The 22,074-nt window shown below is 64.0% G+C and carries 11 protein-coding genes and 4 pseudogenes; 8 read left to right on the top strand and 7 right to left on the bottom strand.

The genetic code is table 11. From position 1 onward, the window contains the following. Positions 1–94 precede the first annotated feature (94 nt). The gene (locus ACZ1G0_RS10855; RefSeq protein WP_472736952.1) at positions 95–1,249 is read left to right on the top strand and encodes an MFS transporter; all 1,155 of its coding nucleotides are present in this window, start codon (positions 95–97) and stop codon (positions 1,247–1,249) included. Here the strand turns inward: ACZ1G0_RS10855 and ACZ1G0_RS10850 are convergent. Continuing rightward, positions 1,246–2,428, bottom strand: a pseudogene (locus tag ACZ1G0_RS10850) (alpha-hydroxy acid oxidase). The gene ACZ1G0_RS10855 and the pseudogene ACZ1G0_RS10850 overlap by 4 nt on opposite strands. A 116-nt stretch (positions 2,429–2,544) precedes the next feature. After that, positions 2,545–3,317: pseudogene (truA, locus tag ACZ1G0_RS10845) on the bottom strand (tRNA pseudouridine(38-40) synthase TruA). A 79-nt stretch (positions 3,318–3,396) separates the two neighbouring features. Between truA and ACZ1G0_RS10840 the strand changes: the two are divergent. The 4 genes from ACZ1G0_RS10840 to ileS all read left to right on the top strand — a co-directional run bounded on the left by ACZ1G0_RS10840 (position 3,397) and on the right by ileS (position 10,737). Then, the gene (locus ACZ1G0_RS10840) at positions 3,397–4,812 is read left to right on the top strand and encodes a YcjX family GTP-binding protein (protein ID WP_472736951.1); all 1,416 of its coding nucleotides are present in this window, start codon (positions 3,397–3,399) and stop codon (positions 4,810–4,812) included. Next, positions 4,809–5,789: a YcjF family protein gene (locus ACZ1G0_RS10835; protein ID WP_472736949.1), complete on the top strand. Its 981-nt coding sequence runs from the start codon at positions 4,809–4,811 to the stop codon at positions 5,787–5,789. The genes ACZ1G0_RS10840 and ACZ1G0_RS10835 overlap by 4 nt, the downstream gene beginning before the upstream one ends. 3 nt (positions 5,790–5,792) lie before the next feature. Then, positions 5,793–7,403, top strand: a complete 1,611-nt coding sequence (locus ACZ1G0_RS10830) for an FAD-dependent oxidoreductase (protein WP_472736948.1) — start codon at positions 5,793–5,795, stop codon at positions 7,401–7,403. Positions 7,404–7,773: 370 nt separating this feature from the next. Beyond that, the gene (gene ileS, locus ACZ1G0_RS10825) at positions 7,774–10,737 is read left to right on the top strand and encodes an isoleucine--tRNA ligase (protein WP_472736947.1); all 2,964 of its coding nucleotides are present in this window, start codon (positions 7,774–7,776) and stop codon (positions 10,735–10,737) included. Positions 10,738–10,797: 60 nt separating this feature from the next. On the opposite strand, the pseudogene ACZ1G0_RS10820 reads toward ileS, so the two are convergent. After that, positions 10,798–14,525, bottom strand: a pseudogene (locus tag ACZ1G0_RS10820) (efflux RND transporter permease subunit). Further along, positions 14,522–15,769: an efflux RND transporter periplasmic adaptor subunit gene (locus ACZ1G0_RS10815; protein WP_472736946.1), complete on the bottom strand. Its 1,248-nt coding sequence runs from the start codon at positions 15,767–15,769 to the stop codon at positions 14,522–14,524. Before ACZ1G0_RS10815 ends, ACZ1G0_RS10820 begins: the two are co-directional and overlap by 4 nt. 208 nt (positions 15,770–15,977) lie before the next feature. Between ACZ1G0_RS10815 and ACZ1G0_RS10810 the strand changes: the two genes are divergently transcribed. From ACZ1G0_RS10810 to der, 3 genes and pseudogenes are all read left to right on the top strand, one after another. After that, positions 15,978–16,622: a hypothetical protein gene (locus tag ACZ1G0_RS10810; RefSeq protein WP_472736945.1), complete on the top strand. Its 645-nt coding sequence runs from the start codon at positions 15,978–15,980 to the stop codon at positions 16,620–16,622. A 44-nt stretch (positions 16,623–16,666) separates the two neighbouring features. After that, on the top strand, positions 16,667–17,905 hold the full coding sequence (locus tag ACZ1G0_RS10805; RefSeq protein ID WP_472736944.1) for a PQQ-binding-like beta-propeller repeat protein: 1,239 nt from the start codon (positions 16,667–16,669) through the stop codon (positions 17,903–17,905). Positions 17,906–18,028: 123 nt separating this feature from the next. After that, positions 18,029–19,491 (top strand): annotated as a pseudogene (der, locus tag ACZ1G0_RS10800) (ribosome biogenesis GTPase Der). 30 nt (positions 19,492–19,521) lie between these two features. Here der and ACZ1G0_RS10795 read toward each other — a convergent pair. From ACZ1G0_RS10795 to bmt, 3 genes are all read right to left on the bottom strand, one after another. Next, on the bottom strand, positions 19,522–20,148 hold the full coding sequence (locus ACZ1G0_RS10795; protein ID WP_472736943.1) for a DUF1638 domain-containing protein: 627 nt from the start codon (positions 20,146–20,148) through the stop codon (positions 19,522–19,524). Between the two features lie 10 nt (positions 20,149–20,158). Beyond that, entirely contained in the window at positions 20,159–20,863 is a 705-nt protein-coding gene (locus ACZ1G0_RS10790; RefSeq protein ID WP_472736942.1) for a corrinoid protein, read from the bottom strand. A gap of 160 nt (positions 20,864–21,023) precedes the next feature. Further along, the gene (bmt, locus tag ACZ1G0_RS10785) at positions 21,024–22,040 is read right to left on the bottom strand and encodes a betaine--homocysteine S-methyltransferase (RefSeq protein ID WP_472736941.1); all 1,017 of its coding nucleotides are present in this window, start codon (positions 22,038–22,040) and stop codon (positions 21,024–21,026) included. Between the last annotated feature and the right edge of the window lie 34 nt (positions 22,041–22,074).

Genomic DNA, 22,074 nt, shown 5'->3' with positions numbered 1-22,074 from the left:
CCTTGGGTCATTGTCGTCATAGCAATCACACAGTGTTCCGTCTGCGGGTGCCCTGTGCCGTTGCACCGTTGTCACAAAGGCGCTAGCGGGGGCCATGTCCGTGCTGAACGACCTGATCACTGCCTTGCGTTTGAACCGCCGCCCGTCTGTGGCGTTTGCGGTGCTGGGCTTGCTGTGGGGCAGTTTCGCGGCGCAAGCCCCGGCAATCAAGGCGCAAGTGGGGGCAAGTGATGCGACGTTCGGGCTGTTGTTGATGGGCACGGCCATCGGGTTGCTGCCGACCATGTGGCTGGCGCCCAAGTTCGATGCCTCGTTGCGGATCAATGCCCTGCCGGTGGGGATGGTGATGCTGGCTGGTGCGTTTTTGCTGCCCGGGCATACGAATTCCGGCCTGTCGCTGTTTGTGGTGATGATCCTGCTGGGCATGTGTTCGGGCCTTGTGGACGTGGTGGTGAACGCGCGCACCTCAGAGTTGGAGGCGCATTATGCCCGCCCCTTGATGAACGCAGGTCATGGCAGCTTCAGCCTGGCTTACGGGCTGTCGGCCATTGCCACGGGGCTGGCCCGCCAAGCCGCGTTCTCGCCGGCCGAGATTTTGACCACCGCCGCGATATTGGCCCTGTGCGCCGTACCGTTTGTGCGCTGCGCCAGTACCCAGGCCCCTTCGGACCCGAACGCCCCCGCCCAATGTCTGCCCTTCTTGCCGGTCCTGCTGTGTGGGGGGATCGTCATGGTGGCCTTTACCGCAGAGGCCGCGGTCGAGGCGTGGTCCGCCCTGCACATCGAACGCACCCTTGGCGGGATCGCGGCCCAAGGTGCATTGGGTCCGGCCTTGCTGGGCCTGACGATGACGGTGGGGCGGTTCTTTGGGCAGGTGATCACGTCACGCTACCCCGATCGCCTGATTATCGAGGTGGCGGGGTTGATCACCATCACCGGCACCCTGATCGCCGCCTTTGCCGGATCGCCCGTGGTGGCCTACATCGGGTTTGCGCTGCTGGGACTGGGCGTCTCTGTGATCGGGCCCTTGGGCATCGCCATGGTTGGCAGGCTGTGCCCGCCCGAACACCGGACCCGCGCCATCGCACGGGTCGCGGTGATTGGGTTTCTGGGGTTCATGCTGGCCCCGGGACTTGTGGGCCTGTTGGCCGAATGGGGCGGGCTGCGCATGGCGTTCGCCGCGGTGGCCGGGGTTCTGGCATTGATCCCCGTCCTGACGCTTGTGCTGGCCCGCCGCTTTGGGGTCTAGCCTGCGCGGTTGTGCAGGTTTTCCCAGCGTCCGGTGAACCCCTCGGGGATCAGAAGGATGGAGCTGTCGACCGTGTTGATGTCGGTCCGTCCGCACAGGGCCATGGTGGTGTCGAGTTCCTTGTGGATCACCTCCAGCGCCTTTGTGACACCCTTCTCGCCCTGCGCGCCGAGGCCGTAAATATAGGCCCGCCCGATCATGCAGCTTTTGGCGCCCATGGCCACGGCCTTCAGCACGTCTTGGCCGGACCGGATGCCGCTGTCCATGTGGACCTCGATCTTGTCGCCCACGGCCTCCACCACTTGGGGCAGGACGCGGATCGAGGACAGCGCCCCGTCCAACTGCCGCCCGCCGTGGTTGGACACGATGATGGCGTCCGCGCCCACATCCACGGCCTTTTGGGCGTCTTCGGCATCGAGGATCCCCTTGATGATCACCTTGCCGCCCCACATCTTGCGCAACACCTTGATCCGGTCCCAATCCAGCGATTGGTCAAAGGCGTTTGCGGTCCATTCCATCAGGCTGGCCGGGTCGCCCACGCCTTCGGCGTGGCCCACGATGTTGCCAAAGAAGCGCCGCTTGGTCTGTAGCATCTCAAGGCCCCACGCCCATTTCGTGGCCAGATTGGCCATGGTTTTCAGGGTGGGTTTGGGGGGCGGACAGCCCGTTTTTCAGATCCTTGTGCCGCTGGCCCAACAGTTGCAGGTCCACGGTAATGACAATGGTTTCCACCCCGGCGGCCTTGGCCCGGTCCAGAAGCCTGCGCATGAAGTCGTCGTCCTTGAGGGTGTAGACCTGAAACCAGAACGGTTTGGTCGTGTGTTCGGCCACATCCTCGATGGAGCAGATCGACATGGTGGACAGGCAGTACGGCACGCCGAATTTTTCGGCGGCACGGGCGGCTTTGATCTCGCCATCCGCGTGCTGCATCCCGGTCATGCCAACGGGGGCCAGGGCCACGGGCATGGACACCTCTTGCCCCAGCACGGTGGACTTGGTGGTCCGGCCCGTCATGTCCACGGCGACCCGCTGGCGCAGGCGCAGCTTTTCAAAGTCGGACGTGTTCTCGCGGAACGTCTGTTCCGTCCACGACCCGCTTTCGGTGTAGTCGTAGAACATCTTGGGTGTGCGCCGGGCGTAGATCCGTTTGAGGTCTTCGATATTGGTGATGACTGGCATGTTTGGCTCCGATCCTTATATTGGTAAACTTTCTATACCAATTCAGGCGTCGCGCAAGTGGCCAAAGGCGCGCAGGGGACGGCGGGTGGGGGCCAGCCCCCACACCCCCGGGGGATTTAAGACCCAATGAAGGGGGACGTGGGGTAAGACACCCCGGTCAGCGTCAGCCCGTCAGGGGGCGAAACCGGACCACAGGCGGCGCGGTCACAGGCGGCAAGGGCGTCACGGACGCGCGCGGGGGCCACGCCCCCGCACCGACCCGTTCGAGGGTGCCGACGATCGAGCGGACCTGATTGTGCAGAAAGCTGCGCGCGCGCAGGTGAAAGCGAAACTCTTGTCCGCCGGGGTAGGGGTGTTCGGTGATCGTGATCTCGTCGATGGATTTCACGGGCGACTTGGCCTGACAGATGGATGCGCGGAAGGTGGTGAAGTCATGGGTGCCGATCAGGTGCTGCGCGGCCTGCTGCATCGGCGCAAGGGTCAGCGGCCCCGGCACGCGCCACGCCAGCCCCTTGTCCGTGGTCAGGGGCGCGCGGCGGGCGATCAGGCGAAAGGTGTAGCGCCGCTCCAACGCTGAAAATCGCGCGTGCCAATCGTCGGCCACAGCCGCGCAAGCGGTGATGGCGATGGGGGCCGGCTTCAGGTGGTAGTTCACCGCCTCGGACAGGCGGAAGGGCTCCCATGTCCGCGACAGGTCCGCATGGGTGACTTGCCCCGTGGCGTGCACCCCTGCGTCTGTGCGGCCCGCCGCACCGATGGACGGCACCGACGGGTCTATGGTGCGCAAGGCTTCCTCCAGGGTTTGTTGAACCGTGGCAGGCCCGTTCTGACGTTGCCACCCCGCGTAGGGCCGCCCGTCGTATTCCACTTGCATCGCATATCTTGGCATGGGGAAGGGGTAGCGCGGCATCCCCCCTACACAAGGGCGGACGCCGTCCCTATTGTTAAGGAAACGAGAAGGAAACAGCATGGTCGTAGGCCGCGTGGCGGACGCATTGGTCCGCACTGTCGAAGGGGTTGGCGACGCCGTGTCCGAGACCTTTCTGGAGCCTGTGATCCGCCTTGGCGTGACAGGTCTAAGCCGGGCAGGCAAGACGGTGTTCATCACTTCGCTGGTGGCCAATTTGTTGGACCGGGGGCGGATGCCCGGGTTCTCGCCCGCCATAGAGGCCGCGTTCCTGCAGCCCCAGCCCGACGACACCGTGCCCCGGTTCGACTACGAGGCGCATCTGTCTGCCCTGACCGGCACAACGCCCCATTGGCCCGAAGGCACCCGTGCCATCAGCGAGCTGCGCGTGTCCCTGCGGGTGCAACCGGGCGGCCTGCTGGGCGGTCTGCGCGGGGCGCGGACGGTCCACTTGGATATCGTGGATTATCCGGGGGAATGGCTTTTGGACCTTGCCCTGTTGGATATGGACTACGCCACCTGGACCAAGCGCGCCTTCGCCCGGGCAGAGCGGTGGGGCGCCGCAGACTATCTGGCGCAGGCCCGCGCCGTGGACAGCGCCGCAAAACATGACGAACCGGTGGCATCGGCGTTAGCCACCGCTTACGCAGACGCCTTGCAGGTCGCCCGCGGCAAGGGCGCCTATGACCTGACGCCGGGGCGGTTCCTGTTGCCCGGGGATCTGGCCGGGTCGCCCGCCTTGACCTTTGCCCCCTTGCCCGATGCCAGCACCGCGCGCGGGTCATTGGGCCGCGAGATGGCCCGGCGGTTCGACGCCTATAAGTCCCAAGTGGTGCGGCCCTTCTTTCGGGATCATTTCTCGCGGATCGACCGGCAGATCATTCTGGCAGACGTGTTGGGCGCGGTACATGCCGGCCCGCGCGCTGTGGATGATCTGCGCCTTGGGCTGTCTGACCTGTTGGGCGCGTTTCGGCCCGGGCGCAATGCCTTTCTGACGCAACTGTTTGCCGGGCGCAAAGTGGACAAGGTGCTGTTCGCGGCCACCAAGGCCGATCACCTGCACCACGAACAACACGCCAGCCTGACCGCGCTGACCGAGGCGCTGGTGCGAGACGCCAAGGACCGCGCCGATTTCGCGGGCGCACAGACGGCGGCGATGTCGATCGCGTCGCTGCGGTGCACGGTCGAGGAAACCCGCAGCCATCAGGGACGGGACCTTGGCGTGGTGCGGGGGCGGTTGCTGGACACTGGCAAGGAAGCCGCGCTCTATCCCGGGGCGCTGCCCGCTGATCCCAACCAACTGCTGACCCCTGCGCGCGAAGCGGCAGAGGCATGGCTGGGCGGGGATTACAACATCATGCGGTTTGCCCCTGCGCCCAATTCCCTGCGCCCGGGGTCCGGCCCGCCACACATCCGGCTGGACCAAGCGGCGGAGTTTCTGCTGGCCGACCGTCTGCGCGGGAGAAGCGTGCTATGACCCACCCGACCCAAGGCCCCGTGGTATTCGACATCGAAGACCCCGCACCGTCCCCTGCGGACGCGGCCCCCATCCATGACGCGCCACAGGGCCAGGCGATGCAAACGGCGGTGGTGCTGGCGACGCGGCGGCCTTCGCGCTTGGCACGGGCGTTCTTTGCGCTGGTCCTGACGCTCATGGGTTTTGTGCTGTCCGTCACGGCGTGGAACTTTGCCACTGCGCTGCTGGCCGCGAACCCGGTGCTGGGGTGGATTGCGACGGCATTGCTCGGGGCGTTGATCGTCGTGGGCTTGGCGTTGGCGGTAAAGGAACTCGCCGCCCTGTCGCGTTTGCGCCGGATCGACGGGATCAAGCGGGACGCCTTGGCGGCCACGGACCTGACGGCGGCGCGCAAAGTCACCGCGCGCCTGACCGGCATGTATGGGGCGCGGGCGGACACCCGCTGGGGCCGCGACCGCTTGGCCGAGGTGCAGGCGGATATCTTTGACGCGCCCGCCCTGTTTGCCGCCGCCGAGGCCCATGTGCTGGCCCCGCTGGACCAAGCTGCGACGCGCGAGGTCGAGGCCGCCGCCCGTCAGGTCGCCACGGTTACGGCCCTTGTGCCCCTTGCCTTGGCCGATGTGGTGACGGCCCTGACCGCCAATCTGCGCATGATCCGCCGCATCGCAGAGATCTACGGCGGGCGTGGGGGCACCTTTGGCAGTTGGCGTCTGGCGCGCAGCGTCATGACCCATTTGGTGGCCACGGGCGCGGTCGCTGTGGGGGACGATCTGATCGGCCACATCGCGGGGGGCGGCGTGCTCTCCAAGATCAGCCGCCGCTTTGGCGAGGGGTTGGTGAACGGAGCGCTCACAGCCCGGGTCGGCGTGGCCGCGATGGAGGTGTGTCGCCCCTTGCCCTTTGCCGCCGCCAAGCCACCTTCGGTGACAGTGATAATGAAGCGCAGCGTGACTGGGCTGTTTGGCCAAAAGGAATAGCCCATGGAAAGCCTTGCTGTTGATCTGCGCACAATGGTGCGCACGCCCCTGTCCGACGCCCATGTGCGCGCCTTGTCCAAAGCGGGCACCGAGGTGCGTTTTGCGGCGGGCGATATGATGACTGAATTGGGCAAGCCGCTGGATACGATGTACTATATCCTGGAAGGGCAGGCGGAGGCTGTAGACCCTCTGCTTGGCACCCGCTACGGCGATGCGACCTTGGGCCCGACCCAATTCACAGGCGAAATTGCCATGCTGACCGGTGGTGCGGCGCTGCTGCCACAGCGGGCCGTGACGGATGTACGCGCGATTGCCGTGCCCCGCACGGATCTGCTGCGCCTGATGTCCGAAATGCCCGAGATGTCGGATATCATCGTGACCGTTTTTGCAGCGCGCAGGCGGCGGTTGTTGGAAAGCAACCGTGCGGCCCTGACCTTCATTGGGCTGGACGAGGATCGCAACCTACGCGCCATCGCGGCCTTTGCCGCGCGCAACCGCATTCCGTTCCGTGTGCTGGATCACGCCGAGAAAGAGGCGCAGGACCTCGAGCATGTCTGCAACCTGTCCGGCGGCGCCCCCGCGCTGTTGTTCGGGGACAGCATGGTGATCGACGCGCCGACGCCTGCCAAGGTAGCCAGGCTGTTCGGTCTGGACCTGAACCTTGATCCGGGCGAGGTGCATGATGTGTTGATCGTGGGCGGCGGGCCGGGCGGGATTGCGGCGGCCGTCTATGCCGGGGCAGAGGGGCTGTCGGCGCTGGTCCTTGAGGACGCGACCATCGGGGGGCAGGCGGGCACTTCCAGCCGGATCGAGAACTATATGGGCTTTCCCACGGGGATCTCCGGTGCAGATCTGTGCTGGCGCGGCGAGGTGCAGGCGATGAAGTTCGGCACCCGCTTTGCTGTGCCCCGCCGGGCCGTCGGAATCGAGCGGCGCGCGGACGGTGTGTTCTGTGTCGGCCTTGATGACGGGACCCAGACCTGTGCCCGCGCACTTGTGGTGGCCACGGGCGTGCAGTACCGCCGCCTGCCCATCCCGCGCCTTGAGGATTTCGAGGGCGCGGGCATCTACTACGCGGCCACAGAGATCGAGGCGCGGTTTTGCAAGAACCAAGACGTGGTGATCATCGGGGGCGGCAATTCGGCGGGGCAGGCGGCGATGTTCCTGTGTCGTCACGCCCGTCACGTGCACCTGATGGTGCGCGGCGACAGTCTTGCGGCCAGCATGTCGTCCTACCTGTCCAACCGGCTGGATGCGGATCCGGCCATCACCATCCACTACCGCACCGAAGTGCGCGATCTGCACGGCGCGGATCGGCTGGAACGGGCCACCATCCGCGACAAGACCAGCGGGCAGGATTGGGACCTGCGCACGGGCGCGGTCTTTGTAATGGTCGGGGCGGCCCCCAACACGGACTGGCTGCGCGATCACGTGGCGTTGGATGCCAAGGGGTTTGTGATCACCGGTGCCAACGCCGACAGCCCCTATGCCACTTCGACCCCCGGCATCTTTGCCGTGGGCGATGTGCGCGCAGGCTCCGTGAAACGGGTGGCAAGTGCGGTGGGCGAAGGGTCGGTGGTGATCTCCAAGGTCTGGGACCACGTCAACGCCTAGCCAAGCGCCCTAGCCGCGATTGAGCTGCACGTTGTCCAGGCCAATGCCTGTGGCAGCGGCGGTCCTCACATGACGATCAACAGCGACCGCACCCGAGCGATAACCTTCAGCATCGTACCGGTTAGCCTGTCACTTGGAGAAATTTCATCTCGACTACGGCGTTTCATGGACGCGCGGTCTACAGTCCCGACGGTCCTAAAGTGCCTTGCCGCCTCGGGGCTGGCGGCCTATACTCCCCCTCAAGATGGGTTATGTGATGATCATCATTCGAATTATCACCCCCGGCGCTCTGCACTGAGCCGCCGGGCACAGGCGTATGGACACCCGCGCCGCCCCCTTTGCCATTCCCAAGACATGAAGGACGCCTGACATGGCCTCTGACGCGACTGCACCCCGCGACTACAAAGACACCCTTAATCTGCCCAAAACCGAATTTCCCATGCGGGCTGGTCTGCCCAAACGCGAACCGGCGTGGCTGGCCCGTTGGGCCGAGATCGGCATCTATGACCGCCTGCGCGAGAAGACGGGACGACAGCCGTTCACCCTGCACGATGGCCCGCCCTACGCGAACGGCAATCTGCACATCGGTCACGCGCTGAACAAGGTGCTCAAGGACATGGTGGTGCGCAGCCAGCAGATGATGGGCAAGGATGCGCGCTATATCCCCGGTTGGGACTGCCACGGCCTGCCCATCGAATGGAAGATCGAAGAACAGTACCGCAAAAAGGGCCGCGACAAGGACGCCGTGGACGTGGTCGAGTTCCGTCAGGAATGTCGCAAGTTTGCCGAAGGATGGATCGACATCCAGCGCGATGAATTCAAACGTCTGGGTGTCACGGGCAAGTGGGACGATCCTTACCTGACCATGAACTTTCACGCCGAACGGGTGATTGCCGAAGAGTTCCAGAAGTTCCTGATGAACGGCACGCTCTATCAAGGGTCCAAGCCCGTGATGTGGTCGCCCGTGGAAAAGACCGCGCTGGCCGAAGCAGAGGTGGAGTACCACGAGCGTCAGACCGACGCGATCTGGGTGCCGTTCCGCGTGGTGCCGAACACCAAGTTGGCTCTGCTGGACGAGGCGACGGATTTTGTCGGCACTCTGTTCGATCTGGCGGAAGACCTGACCGGCGCGATGGTTGTGATCTGGACCACGACCCCTTGGACGATCCCGCAAAACCGCGCGATCTGTTTTGGCCCGGGCATCAGCTATGGCCTGTACGAAGTCACCGACACGCCCGAGGAATGCTGGGCCGTGAAGGGGGGCAAGTACCTGATGGCCGATGCCCTTGCCGCCGACACCCTGGGTGCCGCGCGTCTGGAAGACGGGCAGTGGACACGCCTGCGCGATGTGACGGCTGAGGAATTGGAAACCCTGACCTGCGCCCACCCGTTGAACGGGGCCGAGGGGGCGGGCGGTGAGTGGGACTTTGACGTGCCCCTGCTGCCCGGCGATCACGTCACGGCGGATGCCGGCACCGGCTTTGTGCACACCGCACCCAGCCACGGCGACGACGACTATGCCATCGGGGTCAAACATGGCCTGCCCATGACCTACAACATCCTCGACGATTCCAGCTATCGCGACGACCTGCCGTTCTTTGCCGGTCAGCAGATCATCAAGTCCAACGGCAAGCCCGGCGGGGCCAACAAGGCTGTGATCGAGAAACTGGTCGAGGTCGGCGGTCTGCTGGCGCGCAAGCGGATCAAGATCAGCGATGCCCACAGCTGGCGGTCCAAGGCCCCGGTGATCCGTCTCAACCGCCCCCAGTGGTTCGCCGCCATCGACAAGCCCGTGGGCGATGGGCAGGACGACTACGGTGATACCATTCGTAAGCGCGCGCTTACCTCTATCGATGAGCTTGTCACATGGACCCCGCAAACCGGGCGCAACCGGTTGTATTCCATGATCGAAGCGAGGCCCGACTGGGTGCTGTCGCGCCAACGGGCATGGGGCGTGCCGCTGACCTGTTTTGTGAAGAAAGACGCCAAGCCCACGGACCCGGATTTCCTGTTGCAGAACGCCGAAGTGAACGCCCGGGTTTTGGAGGCCTTCGAGGCCGAGGGCGCGGATGCCTGGTACAAGCCCGGTGCCAAGGAACGTTTCCTTGGAAATTTGGTAAATGCCAATGATTACAACCAGGTGTTTGACATTCTTGATGTGTGGTTCGACAGCGGCTCCACCCATGCGTTCGTTCTGCGCGACCGCGAAGATGGCAGCGAGGATGGGTTGGCCGATCTGTATCTGGAGGGGACGGACCAGCACCGCGGCTGGTTCCATTCCTCGATGTTGCAGGCCTGTGGCACCCGGGGCCGCGCGCCCTATCGCGGGGTGCTGACCCACGGGTTCACGCTGGACGAGAAGGGCATGAAGATGTCGAAATCCGTCGGCAACACCATCGCCCCGCAACAGGTGATCGACCAATACGGCGCCGACATCCTGCGCCTGTGGGTGGCGCAATCGGACTACACCGCCGACCTGCGCATCGGGCCGGAGATCCTGAAAGGGGTGGCGGACAGCTATCGTCGGCTGCGCAACACCATGCGCTTCATGCTTGGATCCTTGGCGGACTTCACCGAGGCCGACCGTGTAGACGTGGCCGATATGCCGGAGCTGGAGCGTTGGGTTCTGCACCGGATGGCGGAGTTGGACACCCAAGTGCGCTCGGCCTACGCGGCCTACGACTTTGCCGGTGCGTGGAAAGCCGTGTTTGAGTTTGCGACGCTGGATCTGTCGGCCTTCTACTTCGACGTGCGCAAGGACGCGCTTTATTGTGACGGCGATACCGTCCGCCGCCGGGCTGCGCGCACGGTGTTGGATCTGCTCTATCACCGGATTACGACATGGCTGGCCCCAATCCTTGTGTTCACCATGGAAGAGGTCTGGCTGGAACGTCACCCAGGCGAGGACAGTTCGATCCACCTGACCGACATCCCGGACACGCCCGAGGATTGGGCGGACGCGGCACTGGCGGCGAAGTGGGCCACCGTGCGCCGCGCCCGCCGGGTTGTGACGGGGGCGTTGGAAATCCAGCGTCGGGACAAGGTCATCGGTGCCAGCCTGGAGGCCGCGCCGACCGTCCACGTGGATGCGGACACCAAGGCCGTGCTGGACACGGTTGCCTTTGACGATCTGTGCATCACCTCTGCCGTGGTCGTCACGACCGACGCGGCGGGCGAGGGTGCCTTCACGCTGGAAGATGTGCCCGGGATTGCAGTCACCTTCGCCAAAGCGGATGGGGCCAAGTGCCAGCGCTGCTGGAAGGTGCTGCCCGACGTGGGTACCCATACCAACGAGGATGTCTGCGGGAGGTGCGACGCGGCGCTTGCTGGCTGACACCTTTCGTTTCCCAAGAAAAAGGCCGCTCCGAGGAGCGGCCTTTTTTAACTCGGTTCTTTATTCTGCCGCCCGTAGGGGTACGCCATCCGGGGGAGGTGTGTCCTGCGCCGATGGATCCGCTTTGATCTCAGGCTCGGGCGTCACCACCTCGACGGGGTCCTCTTCGGCCCACAGCAAGGTCGGCAACCCCTCGCGCTTGGCAGCACGGCGCAGGGCCATATCCTCGACCAGGCGCGATCCACGTGCCGCCCCAAGCCACGCCAGCCCCCGCCCAATGGCGAAGAAGTAGTGGCCCACCCAGACGCGCAGGGCCAGCATCGCAGGCGTAAAGATCAGGGTCAGGATCGTCGCGACGCCAAGACCCCAGACCACCGCCGTTGCCAGCTGGATCCACCACAGGGCTGTCGGGCTTTCGACTGAATAGCCGCCGCCGATGAAGTCGAACGACAGCCCGAACATCATCGGGGCAAGGCCCGCCATTGTCGTCAGGGTGGTCAACAGCACGGGCCGGATGCGGGATTCAGCGGTGCGGGTAATCGCCTCCAGCCGCGGCATGTAGCGGCTGTATTCCTGGTAGGTGTCGATCAGAACGATGTTGTTGTTCACCACGATCCCCGCCAGCGCAACGATGCCTGTGCCCGTCATGATGATCGAGAATGTCTGGTCCATCACCAGCATCCCGATCAACACGCCTGTGGTGGACAGCACTACTGCCAGCAGCACCAGAACCGAGTTGTAGATCGAGTTGAACTGCGCCAGCAGGATGATGAACATCAGACCAAGCGCCCCGGCAAACGCCTGCATCAGGAAGGCGCCGGATTCCTCTTGGTCCTGTTGGTCGCCCGTCCACTCCCAGCTGACACCCTGGGGTAGGGGATTGGTGTCCAGCCATTCGGTCAGAGCGGTGATCCGTTCGTTGCCATTGACGGGCACGCGGGTCAGGTCGGGGAAGTTCTGGGCCTCGCTTTCGGTCACGACATCCACGGTTGCGCCATCGGCGTCGACCAATTTGACTAGGCCCGCGGCGGCGTCCGCCTTGACGTCGAAGAACCGCAAGCCGTCGATCCGGTCGATCTGGGCCAGACGCGGGACCGGTTGACGGGTGATGAAGTTGGCCAGTGGGACCAAGCCTTCGGCGGTGCGCACCCTCAGCTCGTCCAGTGTGGATAGAACGCGATCTTCTTCGGGCAGGCGCACGCGGATCTCGATCTCGTCGTCGGAGCTGTCGACCCGCATCGTATCCAGCAGGATACCGCGTGTGACCAGCTGGACCATGGCCCCCACGGTCGCCACATCCGCGCCGAAGCGGCCTGCCTTCTCCACGTCGACGTTGATCTCCCAGTCGATGCCGGGCAGGGGCAGGGTGTCTTCGATATCAACCACGCCGGGGGTGTTTTCGAACTGGGCGCGGGCCAGCGCGGTCGCGGCTTGCAACTCTTCCCAGTTGTTGCCCTTGAGGCGCAGGTGGATCGGTTTGCCCGATGCCGGGCCCCGGGACTGGTTCAGCAGGTCAAACTGGGTCCCGGGCAATGTGCGCAACCGGGCCAGCAGATCGTCTGCGATCAAGTCCCCGTCAAAGGCTGGGTCCACGACACGGGTCTGCACCGTGTAGTTGATCAGTGGGATGGTGAACCAATCTTGCAGCACAGTTGGCCGGTCTTCCCATGGTGTGATCTCAATCTGGATTTGGCCAATGGTGTCGCGTGGGGCAGAGGCCCCGCCGGTGTTCTGGTTCAACCCGCCGTCCCCGGCAAAAGAGAACGCGCTTTCGATACCGGCGGTGGCCAGAACCATTTCCTCGGCCCGTTTCAGCAGCGCGTCCTTTTCATCCAGCGACAGGTTGCCCCGGGCGCGGACGTAGACAATCGCCTGCTCTGTTTCCGACTCCACGAAGAATTCAACGCCGTTGTTGTTCTGCCCAAAATAGCCGAAGACGCTGACCACGGTGAACAGAACCGTCCCGATGGCCACCAATGGCATGATCGGGTTGCCTACGATGGCGTGAATGAACCAGCCAAAGGGCGTACGTTTGTAGCGGCCTTGAACGCGGGTCGCCTTGCGAGTGACTGTGACCGATCCCAGCAGGACCGACATGGCCATAGCGGACAAAGCGAACATGACCGCGCCGGGCAGGGGAGCCAGAACCGGCGACAGCGTTTCGGGCAGGGGCAGGATGTACTGCGGATTGATCGTCTGCATCGCGGCCACGAACATGGCGTAGGCCCCCAGCACTGTCAGCACGGCGCGCACGATGTACCATGGCACCACGGTGCGCAGGGCCTCGGACCCGGCCTCGAAGAACCGGCTCATACGGCCTGCGAGGCCCCCATCACCGGCAGGTAGACCAGCGCCACCACGAGGGAGGCGGACAGAACAAAGATCAGCGTGACCGGCAGCATGCCCATGAACTCACCGGGCACGCCGGGCCAAAACAGCATGGGCAAGAACGCGCACAGGGTTGTTGCCGTGGAAGAGACGACGGGCCAGAACATGCGCTTTGCGGCCTCGGTATAGGCCTGCATGGGGGGCTTGCCCTCGGCCAGTTTTTTGTCGGCGTATTCGACCACAACAATGGCCCCGTCCACCAGCATGCCCACGGCGAGGATCAGGCCAAACATCACGATGTTCGAAATCGCGACCCCCATCACGGCCAGCAGGGCAAAGCACAACAGGAACGACGTCGGGATCGCAAAGCCGACCAGCAGGGCGGACCGCGACCCAAGGGACGCAAGAACAACGATCATCACGAGGGCCACGGCGGTCAGAACCGACCCTTCCAACTGACTAACCATGGAGCGCACGGCGCGCGATTGGTCCAGAGTCACGCTGACCTCGACGGCATCGCGCAACTCTTGCGGCCAACCGGCGACTTTTTCATCTACGACCGTGCGCACTTCGGCGGCGGTGTCCATGATGTTGAAACCCTTGCGCTTGACCACCTGCACGGCCACGGTGGCATCCCCGTTGTAGCGTGCGGTGCTGACGCGGTCTTGGAATGTCAGGTTGATCTGCGCCAGATCGCCCAGCGTGATGACCCGGTCGCCATTGGTTTTGACGGGCAGGTTGTAGACATCCACAGGTTCATCGAAGGACGAAGGGATCTTGACCGGGAACGCGCCGGATGCGGTTTCCACGGCACCCGCGGCCACCAAGAGGTTGTTGTTGGACACAACACTGATCAGCTCGCCTGCCGTGACGTTGTAAGCCTCTAGGGCGAGGGGGTCGATCAGGACCTCCAACATCTCGTCCCGGTCGCCGGCCAATTCCGCTTCCAGGATGGCGGCCATGCCCTCCAGGTCGTCTTGCAGGTCCTTGGCAAGGCGCAGCAGAGTGCGTTCGGGCACATCACCGGCCAAGCTTACGACCAGTATCGGGAATTCCGAAAAGTTGATCTCGTTGATCTCGTATTGTTCGGCCCCGGCCGGAAACTCCGCCTCTGCCTGTCCCATCTTGTCGCGCACGTCGGCGATCACGGCGGTCTTGTCCCAACCGAATTCGAATTCGAGGAAGATGCCCGCAAAGTTTTCAGACGCAGTGGAATTATAGGATTTCAGCCCGTCCAACTCCGACAGTTTGGTTTCCATCGGTTTGATCAGCAGCTTCTCACTGTCAGAGGCAGAGATGCCGGGGAAAGGGACAGAGACAAAGATGCCGGGGATGTCGATGTCAGGCTCGCCCTCTTTCGGCAGCCCAACGTAAGAAATTGTGCCCGCCAAGATGGACAAAAGCACAAAGGCAAAGACCATTTTCGCACGGCCAGCGGCCCAGTCGATTATACCGGTCATTGGGTCAGCTCCTCGAACGAAACATCGACCTTAACACCATCGATGACGTATTCTTGACCCACAAGGATCACGGTGACTTCGTCAGGCAGACCCGCCAGCCACACGCCCTCGGGTGTGTCGCGCAGTAGGGTCACGGGGGCAAATCGCGCGCGGGTGTCCGCGTCCACCCACCGCACGCCGAGACGTCCGTCGTCATCCAACGTCAGGGAGGACGCAGGCAGAAGGTGCGCCGTTTCGCCCGAGGCCTCCACCAGTATCTCGGCCGTTTGCCCGTCCCGGATGGACAGATCGGCGTTCGGCACCTCGACCTCTACCCGGAAGGTGCGGGTCAGGTTGTCGGCAGAGCGCGAAAGGAACGTCACACGGCCGACCACTTCACCACCCGAGGCAAGGCGCGCGCCCGCACGGGCACCCACGGTGATACGGTCCACCATGGTTTCGGGCACGAAGCCCACCAATTTGATTGGGTCCAGCTGGATCACCGTGGCACAGGCCGCGCCGGGTTGCAGCAAGCTGCCGAGTTCGGCCGTGTCTGATTCCAAAAGGCCTGAAAAGGGCGCGCGGATATCCAACTCTTGCAAGGCATCTTCGGCCCGGCGGACCGCGGCCTCTGCGGCTTGGATCCCCGCCTCCACACTGTCAAGCCCGGTTTGCGCGGCCTGAACCGCAGCCCGGGCGGAGCTGAGCGAGGCATCGGCGTTGGCCACCCGGGTGGTGGATGCAAATCCCGACTCGCCCAAACGCTCCGCAGCGGTTTGGTTGATTTCGGCTTCTTGCAGGCGGGCTTGCGCCTCGGCGATGCGCGCCTCTGCTTCGGGCCCACGGGCGCGCGCTTCGGTCAGGCGCGCCTCAGCCTCGGCCAGACTGGCCGCGCGGGTGCCGGGGTCCAGCTGGCAAAGCATCTGGTCAGCCTCTACGAATGCGCCCTTGCGTAAGGGTTCGGAGATCACAAGGCCGGTGGTCTCGGACCGCACCACCACTTGGCGCGCGGCCTCGGTCTGGCCGCGCAGGCGCACCGCGTTCTCTACCTCTTGCGCCACAGACTTGCGGGCGATCACGTGCACTGCCGCCCCTTCGCCTTCGTTTGCATTGGCCTCGGCCACGGCAACGGGAATTGGGTTCTGCACAGGCTCCGGCACAGTGTCTTCGCCGCGGGCAAAGCCCAGCAGCGCATCACGCTGCAACACGACAAAGAACAGGACAACCACGACCAGCGCCACGGTGATAAGAGGAAACACGCGCATTTCAGTACTCCGACGGGTGGGGAGAAGCACCCTTGGTTTTCATTCAAACGGTAATGTAATTTAATACGCTAAACCGACCAGTTCAGATTTACGCGCGAGGGTATTTATTTGCAAGGGGCTGCGCGCAGCAGGTCTATGCGCAGAAGGGACTTGGCTTTAGGGGGGCTGCGGGGCTAAAAGCGCGCAACATCTAGGGGACGCGCACACCATGGCCAATACGGACAGCTTTATCGACGAAGTCAGCGAAGAAGTGCGCAAGGACCGCCTGTACCGTTTGGCCAAGCGGTGGGGATGGCTGCCCCTGTTGATGGTGCTGGGCATCGTGGGCTATGCGGCGTGGTTTGAATACCAGTCCGCGACGCAGAATGCCCGGGCGCAGGCGTTTGGCGACGCGGCGCTGGCGGCCCTGACGTCCGATGATCCGGGCGCGGCCCTGACAACCGTCACGGCGCAAACCGAAGATCAGGAAATGCTGCTGGCCCTTTTCACAGCGGCTGTGGCTGCGGGCACCGATGATCCGGCGACGGCTGCGACTGTTTTGCAAGATTTGGCAGAGCGGCCCGGGCTGCCCCCAATCTATCGCCAGTTGGCCCTTTTGAAGGCGCAGATGGCGGGCGGGACCGGCGATGAGGCGCAAGACACGCGGATCCTTGAGGAACTGGCCACGCCGGGATCTACCTTCCGGCCCTTGGCGATGGAACAGCAGGCCCTGCGTGCGATTGCGGCAGGCGACACCGACGGCGCCCTCACGATCCTGCGCGATCTGGGCGAGGCGGAGGGGGCAACCGATGGGTTGCGCCGCCGGGCATTGCAGTTGATTGTGGCGCTAGGCGGTGACGTGACGCCTGCATAGGGGCGACACGCAAGCATAGACTGACGCGGGGGCACGCGAGCGACATGAAACAGACCCTAATGATTGGCCTCGTGCTGACCGCCCTTGCGGGCTGTAGTGACCGCAAAGTGTTTCTACCGGGCGAGCGGGAGCCTGTGCGCCCGACCGCCCCCAGTGAGGCAAGCTCTGCAACTGCGCCGATTTCTCTGTCCACTGCACAACCGTTGGAGGCTTGGCCGACACGTGCGGGCACATCGCGCAATACCGCACCCCATGCAGCGTTGGCCAGTGATACGCCCACGGCGGTTTGGTCAACGTCGATCGGGGCGGGCAACAAACGCCGCAACCGCATTGTCGCGGACCCGGTTGCCGCCAATGGTGTGATCTACGCCATGGATTCCATGGGGGCTGTTACGGCCGTGAACGAGGCCGGTGCCGTTCTGTGGCGCGAGGATCTTGTGCCGTCCTACGAACGGGCCGGAGAGGCCACTGCCGGGGGCCTGGGGCTGCACCAAGGGGTGCTTTATGCCACCACCGGCTTTGGCCTGTTGCATGCGCTGGATCCCGCCACGGGGGCCGAGCAGTGGCAGCAACGCTTGGATGCGCCGATCACGGCACCCGCGTTCCAAGGGGACACGATGTATCTGGTCAGCCGGGACAACCGCGCTTGGGCCATTGACCTGACCAACGGGCGGATCTTGTGGGAACTGCCCGCGTCACCCGCAGCCGCCGTTCTGGCAACTGCCCCTTCGCCAGCGGTGACAGACCGGGTGGTGGTGTTCCCGTTCGGGTCCGGTGAATTGGTTGCGGCTCTCCGTCAGTCGGGCATCCGTGTGTGGGGCTCTGCCGTTGCGGGCAGCCGCCGGGGTGTGGCCTATAATGACCTGTCCGACATCACCGCCGATCCGGTGGTGGATGGCGACACGCTCTATGCGGGTACCTCTGCGGGACGTCTGGTCGCGCTGAACGCCTTTGGCGGCGCACGCAAGTGGACCGCGAACGAGGGCGCGATCAGTCCTGTTCTGCCCGCCGGTGGCTCGGTCTTTTTTGTGTCTGACCGCAATCAGCTGATGCGTCTTGATGCTGAAACCGGGGCACAGATCTGGGCCCAACCGTTGCCCTTCTTCTCGAACCGCAGGCTCAAGCGGCGTCAGGCGATCTTTGCGCATTTCGGGCCGATCCTGGCAAATGGCAAACTGTGGGTGGCCTCCTCCGACGACACCCTGCGCGCCTTTGATCCTGAGACCGGAGACGAGGTGTACCAGACCCCCTGCGCGGGGGCGCTGCGACCCGACCCATCGTGATGAACGGCGCGCTTTACGTCGTGTCGGGCAACGGGTCACTGGTCGCCTACCGTTGAAGTTGCGTAACGTGTCAGGTAGGGGCAGGGCCAAGCCGCTTTGCGGTCCCTCGCACCGAGAATCGACATGTCCCTGACCCTTGCCATCGTGGGCCGCCCGAACGTGGGCAAATCCACTCTTTTCAACCGCCTTGTGGGCAAACGTCTGGCCTTGGTCGACGACCAGCCCGGCGTGACACGTGACCTGCGCGAAGGGGCCGCGCGCCTGGGCGATCTACGCTTTACAGTGATTGACACGGCGGGCCTGGAGGAGGCCACGGACGACAGTCTGCAAGGGCGCATGCGCCGTCTGACGGAACGCGCCGTCGATATGGCCGATGTGTCCCTGTTTCTGGTAGACGCCCGCGTTGGTGTGACCCCGGCGGACGAAGTCTTTGCCGATATCCTGCGCCGCAAGGGCGGTGTCGTCCTGCTGGCCGCGAACAAGGCCGAAGGGCACGCGGGCGAGGCAGGCATGTTGGAGGCCTATGCTCTTGGCCTCGGAGAGCCCTTGGGCCTGTCCGCCGAACACGGCGAGGGGATGGCGGAACTCGCAGGCATGTTGCGCCCCTATATCGAAGCGGCAGAGCGCGCGTCGGAAGAGGCAGAGGCCGACGTCGACCTTGAGGACGAGGATTTCGACGAAGACGACGCCGAAGCGTGGCGCCCTACCGCCAAGCGCCCTTTGCAAATCGCCGTGGTGGGCCGCCCGAACGCGGGCAAGTCGACCCTGATCAACAAGATCATCGGTGAAGATCGCTTGCTGACAGGGCCCGAGGCTGGGATCACCCGCGACAGCATCGCGCTGGCGCTGGATTGGGGCGGCACCCCCGTGCGCCTGTTCGACACCGCCGGCATGCGCAAAAAGGCCAAGGTTCAGGAAAAGCTGGAAAAGCTTTCCGTGAGTGATGGCCTGCGTGCCGTGAAGTTCGCAGAAGTGGTGGTTGTTCTGCTGGACGCCGCCATCCCGTTCGAGGCGCAGGATCTGCGCATCGCTGATCTGGCCGCCCGCGAAGGGCGCGCCGTCGTGGTCGCCGTGAACAAATGGGACATAGAGGACGAGAAGCAGGAAAAGCTGAAAGACCTGAAATACCAGTTCGAAAAGCTGCTGCCCCAGTTGCGCGGCGCGCCGTTGATCACGGTGTCCGCCAAGACGGGCAGGGGCTGGAACGTCTGCGCGAGGCGATCGTGCGCAGCCATGAGGTCTGGAACCGCCGTGTGCCCACCGCCGCCCTGAACCGATGGTTGACGGGGATGCTGGAACAGCACCCGCCCCCCGCACCGGGCGGTCGCCGCATCCGCATCCGTTATATGACCCAGGCCAAGACCCGGCCCCCGGGCTTTGTGTGCATGTGTTCCTATCCCGATAAGCTGCCCGCGTCTTACACGCGGTATCTGGTCAACGGCCTGCGCGAGGATTTCGACATGCCCGGCGTGCCGATCCGCCTGCACATGCGCGGCCAGCAGGATGCGAACCCGTACAAGAACAAAAAGAAATCCACCCCATCCCGCCTGCGCAAGCACATGGGCAAGGGGCGTGCGGACGAGTGATCGGTCTGATCTGACGGAAGATTGCGCGGGTCAGAGGCCTTCGATCGCCATAGCCAAGTCACCGTAGCCCGTGGGGCGGTGTTCGAAGGCCAGGCCAAGGGTATCCGCGCAACTGCGTGCCTTGGCCAGCAGGGCAGGGTCATCCGTCTGCGCCTGATAGACCAGTTTTTCGTAGTTCCCGAAATACATGTCCCGCAGTTCCGGGTGTCGATCCAGCCCAAGGGGCTTGGTCACGAAGGCGTCGAACTGACGGACCAAAAAGTCTGTCAGGTAGAACGCCGTAAATTCATCGCGGGCGGCGAACGTCTCGTTGCCCTCGAAAAAGCTGTAACAATGCGGCCCCGCGATCATCTCGACCCCAAGGGCGTCGCACGTGTGCTGCAACAGCCCGCCCGTCCCGCAATCCGCATAGGCGACAAAGATCGTGTCATAGTCCGCTTGGTGCGCCTGCACGGCGTCGCGCACGGCCCAGGGGATTTTGTCAGGCGTGTTGTGCAGGATCGCGGGCAGGCAATGCAGGTCGATATGGGTCAGACCACAGGTGTCACGGATCGCGAGGATTTCCCGCGCCAAGGCCCCGCAGGCCAGAACCAAAACGCGGGCCCCGCTGGTGTGGCGAAGCCCGTCGTTGGTCAGTGTTTCGTCTGAAACCTGCACGGGGCCGGGGTCAGCCCGCCGCCATTTGGTTGTGCTTGCGCGCCACCCATTCCTTGGCGGTTTCCACGGCAACAGCGGCGTCGCGGCAATAGGCGTCCGCGCCGATGGCCTTGCCGAACTCTTCGTTCAGGGGCGCGCCGCCCACTAGAACGATGTAGTCATCGCGGATCTGTTTTTCGACCATCGTGTCGATGACCACCTTCATGTATGGCATTGTCGTCGTCAGCAGGGCGGACATACCGAGGATATCGGGTTTCTCAGCCTCCAACGCTTCGAGGTAAGACTCGACCGCATTGTTGATCCCGAGGTCCACCACTTCGAAACCGGCCCCCTCCATCATCATGGAGACGAGGTTCTTGCCGATATCGTGAATGTCGCCCTTGACCGTGCCGATCACCATCTTGCCCACGCGCGGCGCACCGGTTTCGATCAACAGTGGCTTCAGGATGGCCATGCCGCCCTTCATCGCGTTGGCCGCCAGTAGCACCTCTGGCACGAACAGGATCCCGTCGCGGAAGTCGTTGCCCACCACGGTCATGCCGCCCACCAGCGCCTTGGTCAGAATGTCGTAAGGGGTCCAGCCGCGTTCCAGCAGGATGCCCACGCCCTCTTCGATTTCCTCTTTCAGGCCATCGTAAAGGTCGTCGTACATCTGCGCGACAAGCTCTTCGTCGTCCAATTCGGACAGGATGATGTCGTCTTCTTCGTCGGACATGGGGGCCTCCTGCTTGCCGTTGTACATTTTGAATGCGTGATTGTCGCAGGCGAAACCCGCCAAATTGCGACACGGGTCACGCCTCTACCGACTTTGGATGCGTTTGTTCCGGCTCGGTTCGTGGTTTTGTATGGCTTTGCATACAGTGTACATGACCGACCTATCCTGCGCGGCGACGCCGTTTGGTTGTGCGCGCGGCGGGGCCGTTGCCGTCCGTTCCGTCACTGGCAGACGAAAACCCACCCAAGGTGGCGGTGATCGCGTCTAGGCTTGGCACCTCGCCCTTGGGCACGGTTTCGAGGGCGGCGCGCATGGCCGCCAAGTGTTCCGGCATGGTGCCACAGCAGCCGCCAATGATCCGTGCACCGCTGTCGCGGGCCATCACCGCGTATTGACCCATCAATTCGGGGGTGCCGTCGTAGTGAATATGGCCGTCGTGATACTTCGGGATGCCGGCGTTGCCCTTGGCGATCAGGGCGCGCTCTGTGCCCGTGGCGGCGAACCCCTGGACCGTGCGCAACATGTCCGACGCACCCACGCCACAGTTTGCACCAAAGGCCAGCGGAGGGTGATCCAGCTTGTCCACCATAGCGACCATCGCAGCCGATGTGACGCCCATCATGGTGCGTCCGGCGGTGTCAAAGCTCATGGTGCCGCACCACGGCATGCCGGCCAGTTTGCACGCCTCGGCGGCGGCGATGAATTCCTCGGGGGCGGAAATGGTTTCAATCCACAAAACGTCCGCGCCGCCAGCCTTCAGCCCCTCGGCCTGTTCGTGGAACATCTCGACGGCGCTGCCATGGGTCAGCGGGCCCAGCGGTTCCATGATGTCTCCCGTTGGCCCCATGGATCCCGCGACGACCACCGTGCGGCCCGCGGCATCCGCCACTTCACGCCCCAGTTCCGCCGCAAGGCGGGACAATTCAAAAGTGCGGTCAGCCGCGTGGTGCAGTTTCAGGCGAGAGGCGTTGGATCCAAACGAGTTCGTCAGGAACAGATCGCTGCCCGCGTCCACGGCCCCCTTGTACAGCGCGCGAATGTTGTCTGGTTTGTCGGCGTTCCAAAGTTCCGGCGCGTCGCCCGATGACAATCCCATGTTGAACAGGTTGGTGCCCGTGGCGCCATCGGCGAGGATCCAGTCCCGTTCCGCGAGCATTTGAGAGAGGGCATTCGTCATGGGGTCTTCCTTTGGTGTGCGCGCGCCGCGCTTT

The organism is Thalassobacter sp. HA4-2 (assembly GCF_055693705.1).
Note: the sequence above shows the minus strand (reverse complement) of the source record. Positions and strands in the feature narration are given on the sequence as shown.

Coding starts and splice junctions, on each gene's coding strand:
- ACZ1G0_RS10855 (WP_472736952.1), top strand. CDS start 95: ATGTCCGTGCTGAACGACCTGATCACTGCCTTGCGTTTGAACCGCCGC.
- ACZ1G0_RS10840 (WP_472736951.1), top strand. CDS start 3,397: ATGGTCGTAGGCCGCGTGGCGGACGCATTGGTCCGCACTGTCGAAGGG.
- ACZ1G0_RS10835 (WP_472736949.1), top strand. CDS start 4,809: ATGACCCACCCGACCCAAGGCCCCGTGGTATTCGACATCGAAGACCCC.
- ACZ1G0_RS10830 (WP_472736948.1), top strand. CDS start 5,793: ATGGAAAGCCTTGCTGTTGATCTGCGCACAATGGTGCGCACGCCCCTG.
- ileS (WP_472736947.1), top strand. CDS start 7,774: ATGGCCTCTGACGCGACTGCACCCCGCGACTACAAAGACACCCTTAAT.
- ACZ1G0_RS10815 (WP_472736946.1), bottom strand. CDS start 15,769: ATGCGCGTGTTTCCTCTTATCACCGTGGCGCTGGTCGTGGTTGTCCTG.
- ACZ1G0_RS10810 (WP_472736945.1), top strand. CDS start 15,978: ATGGCCAATACGGACAGCTTTATCGACGAAGTCAGCGAAGAAGTGCGC.
- ACZ1G0_RS10805 (WP_472736944.1), top strand. CDS start 16,667: ATGAAACAGACCCTAATGATTGGCCTCGTGCTGACCGCCCTTGCGGGC.
- ACZ1G0_RS10790 (WP_472736942.1), bottom strand. CDS start 20,863: ATGTCCGACGAAGAAGACGACATCATCCTGTCCGAATTGGACGACGAA.
- bmt (WP_472736941.1), bottom strand. CDS start 22,040: ATGACGAATGCCCTCTCTCAAATGCTCGCGGAACGGGACTGGATCCTC.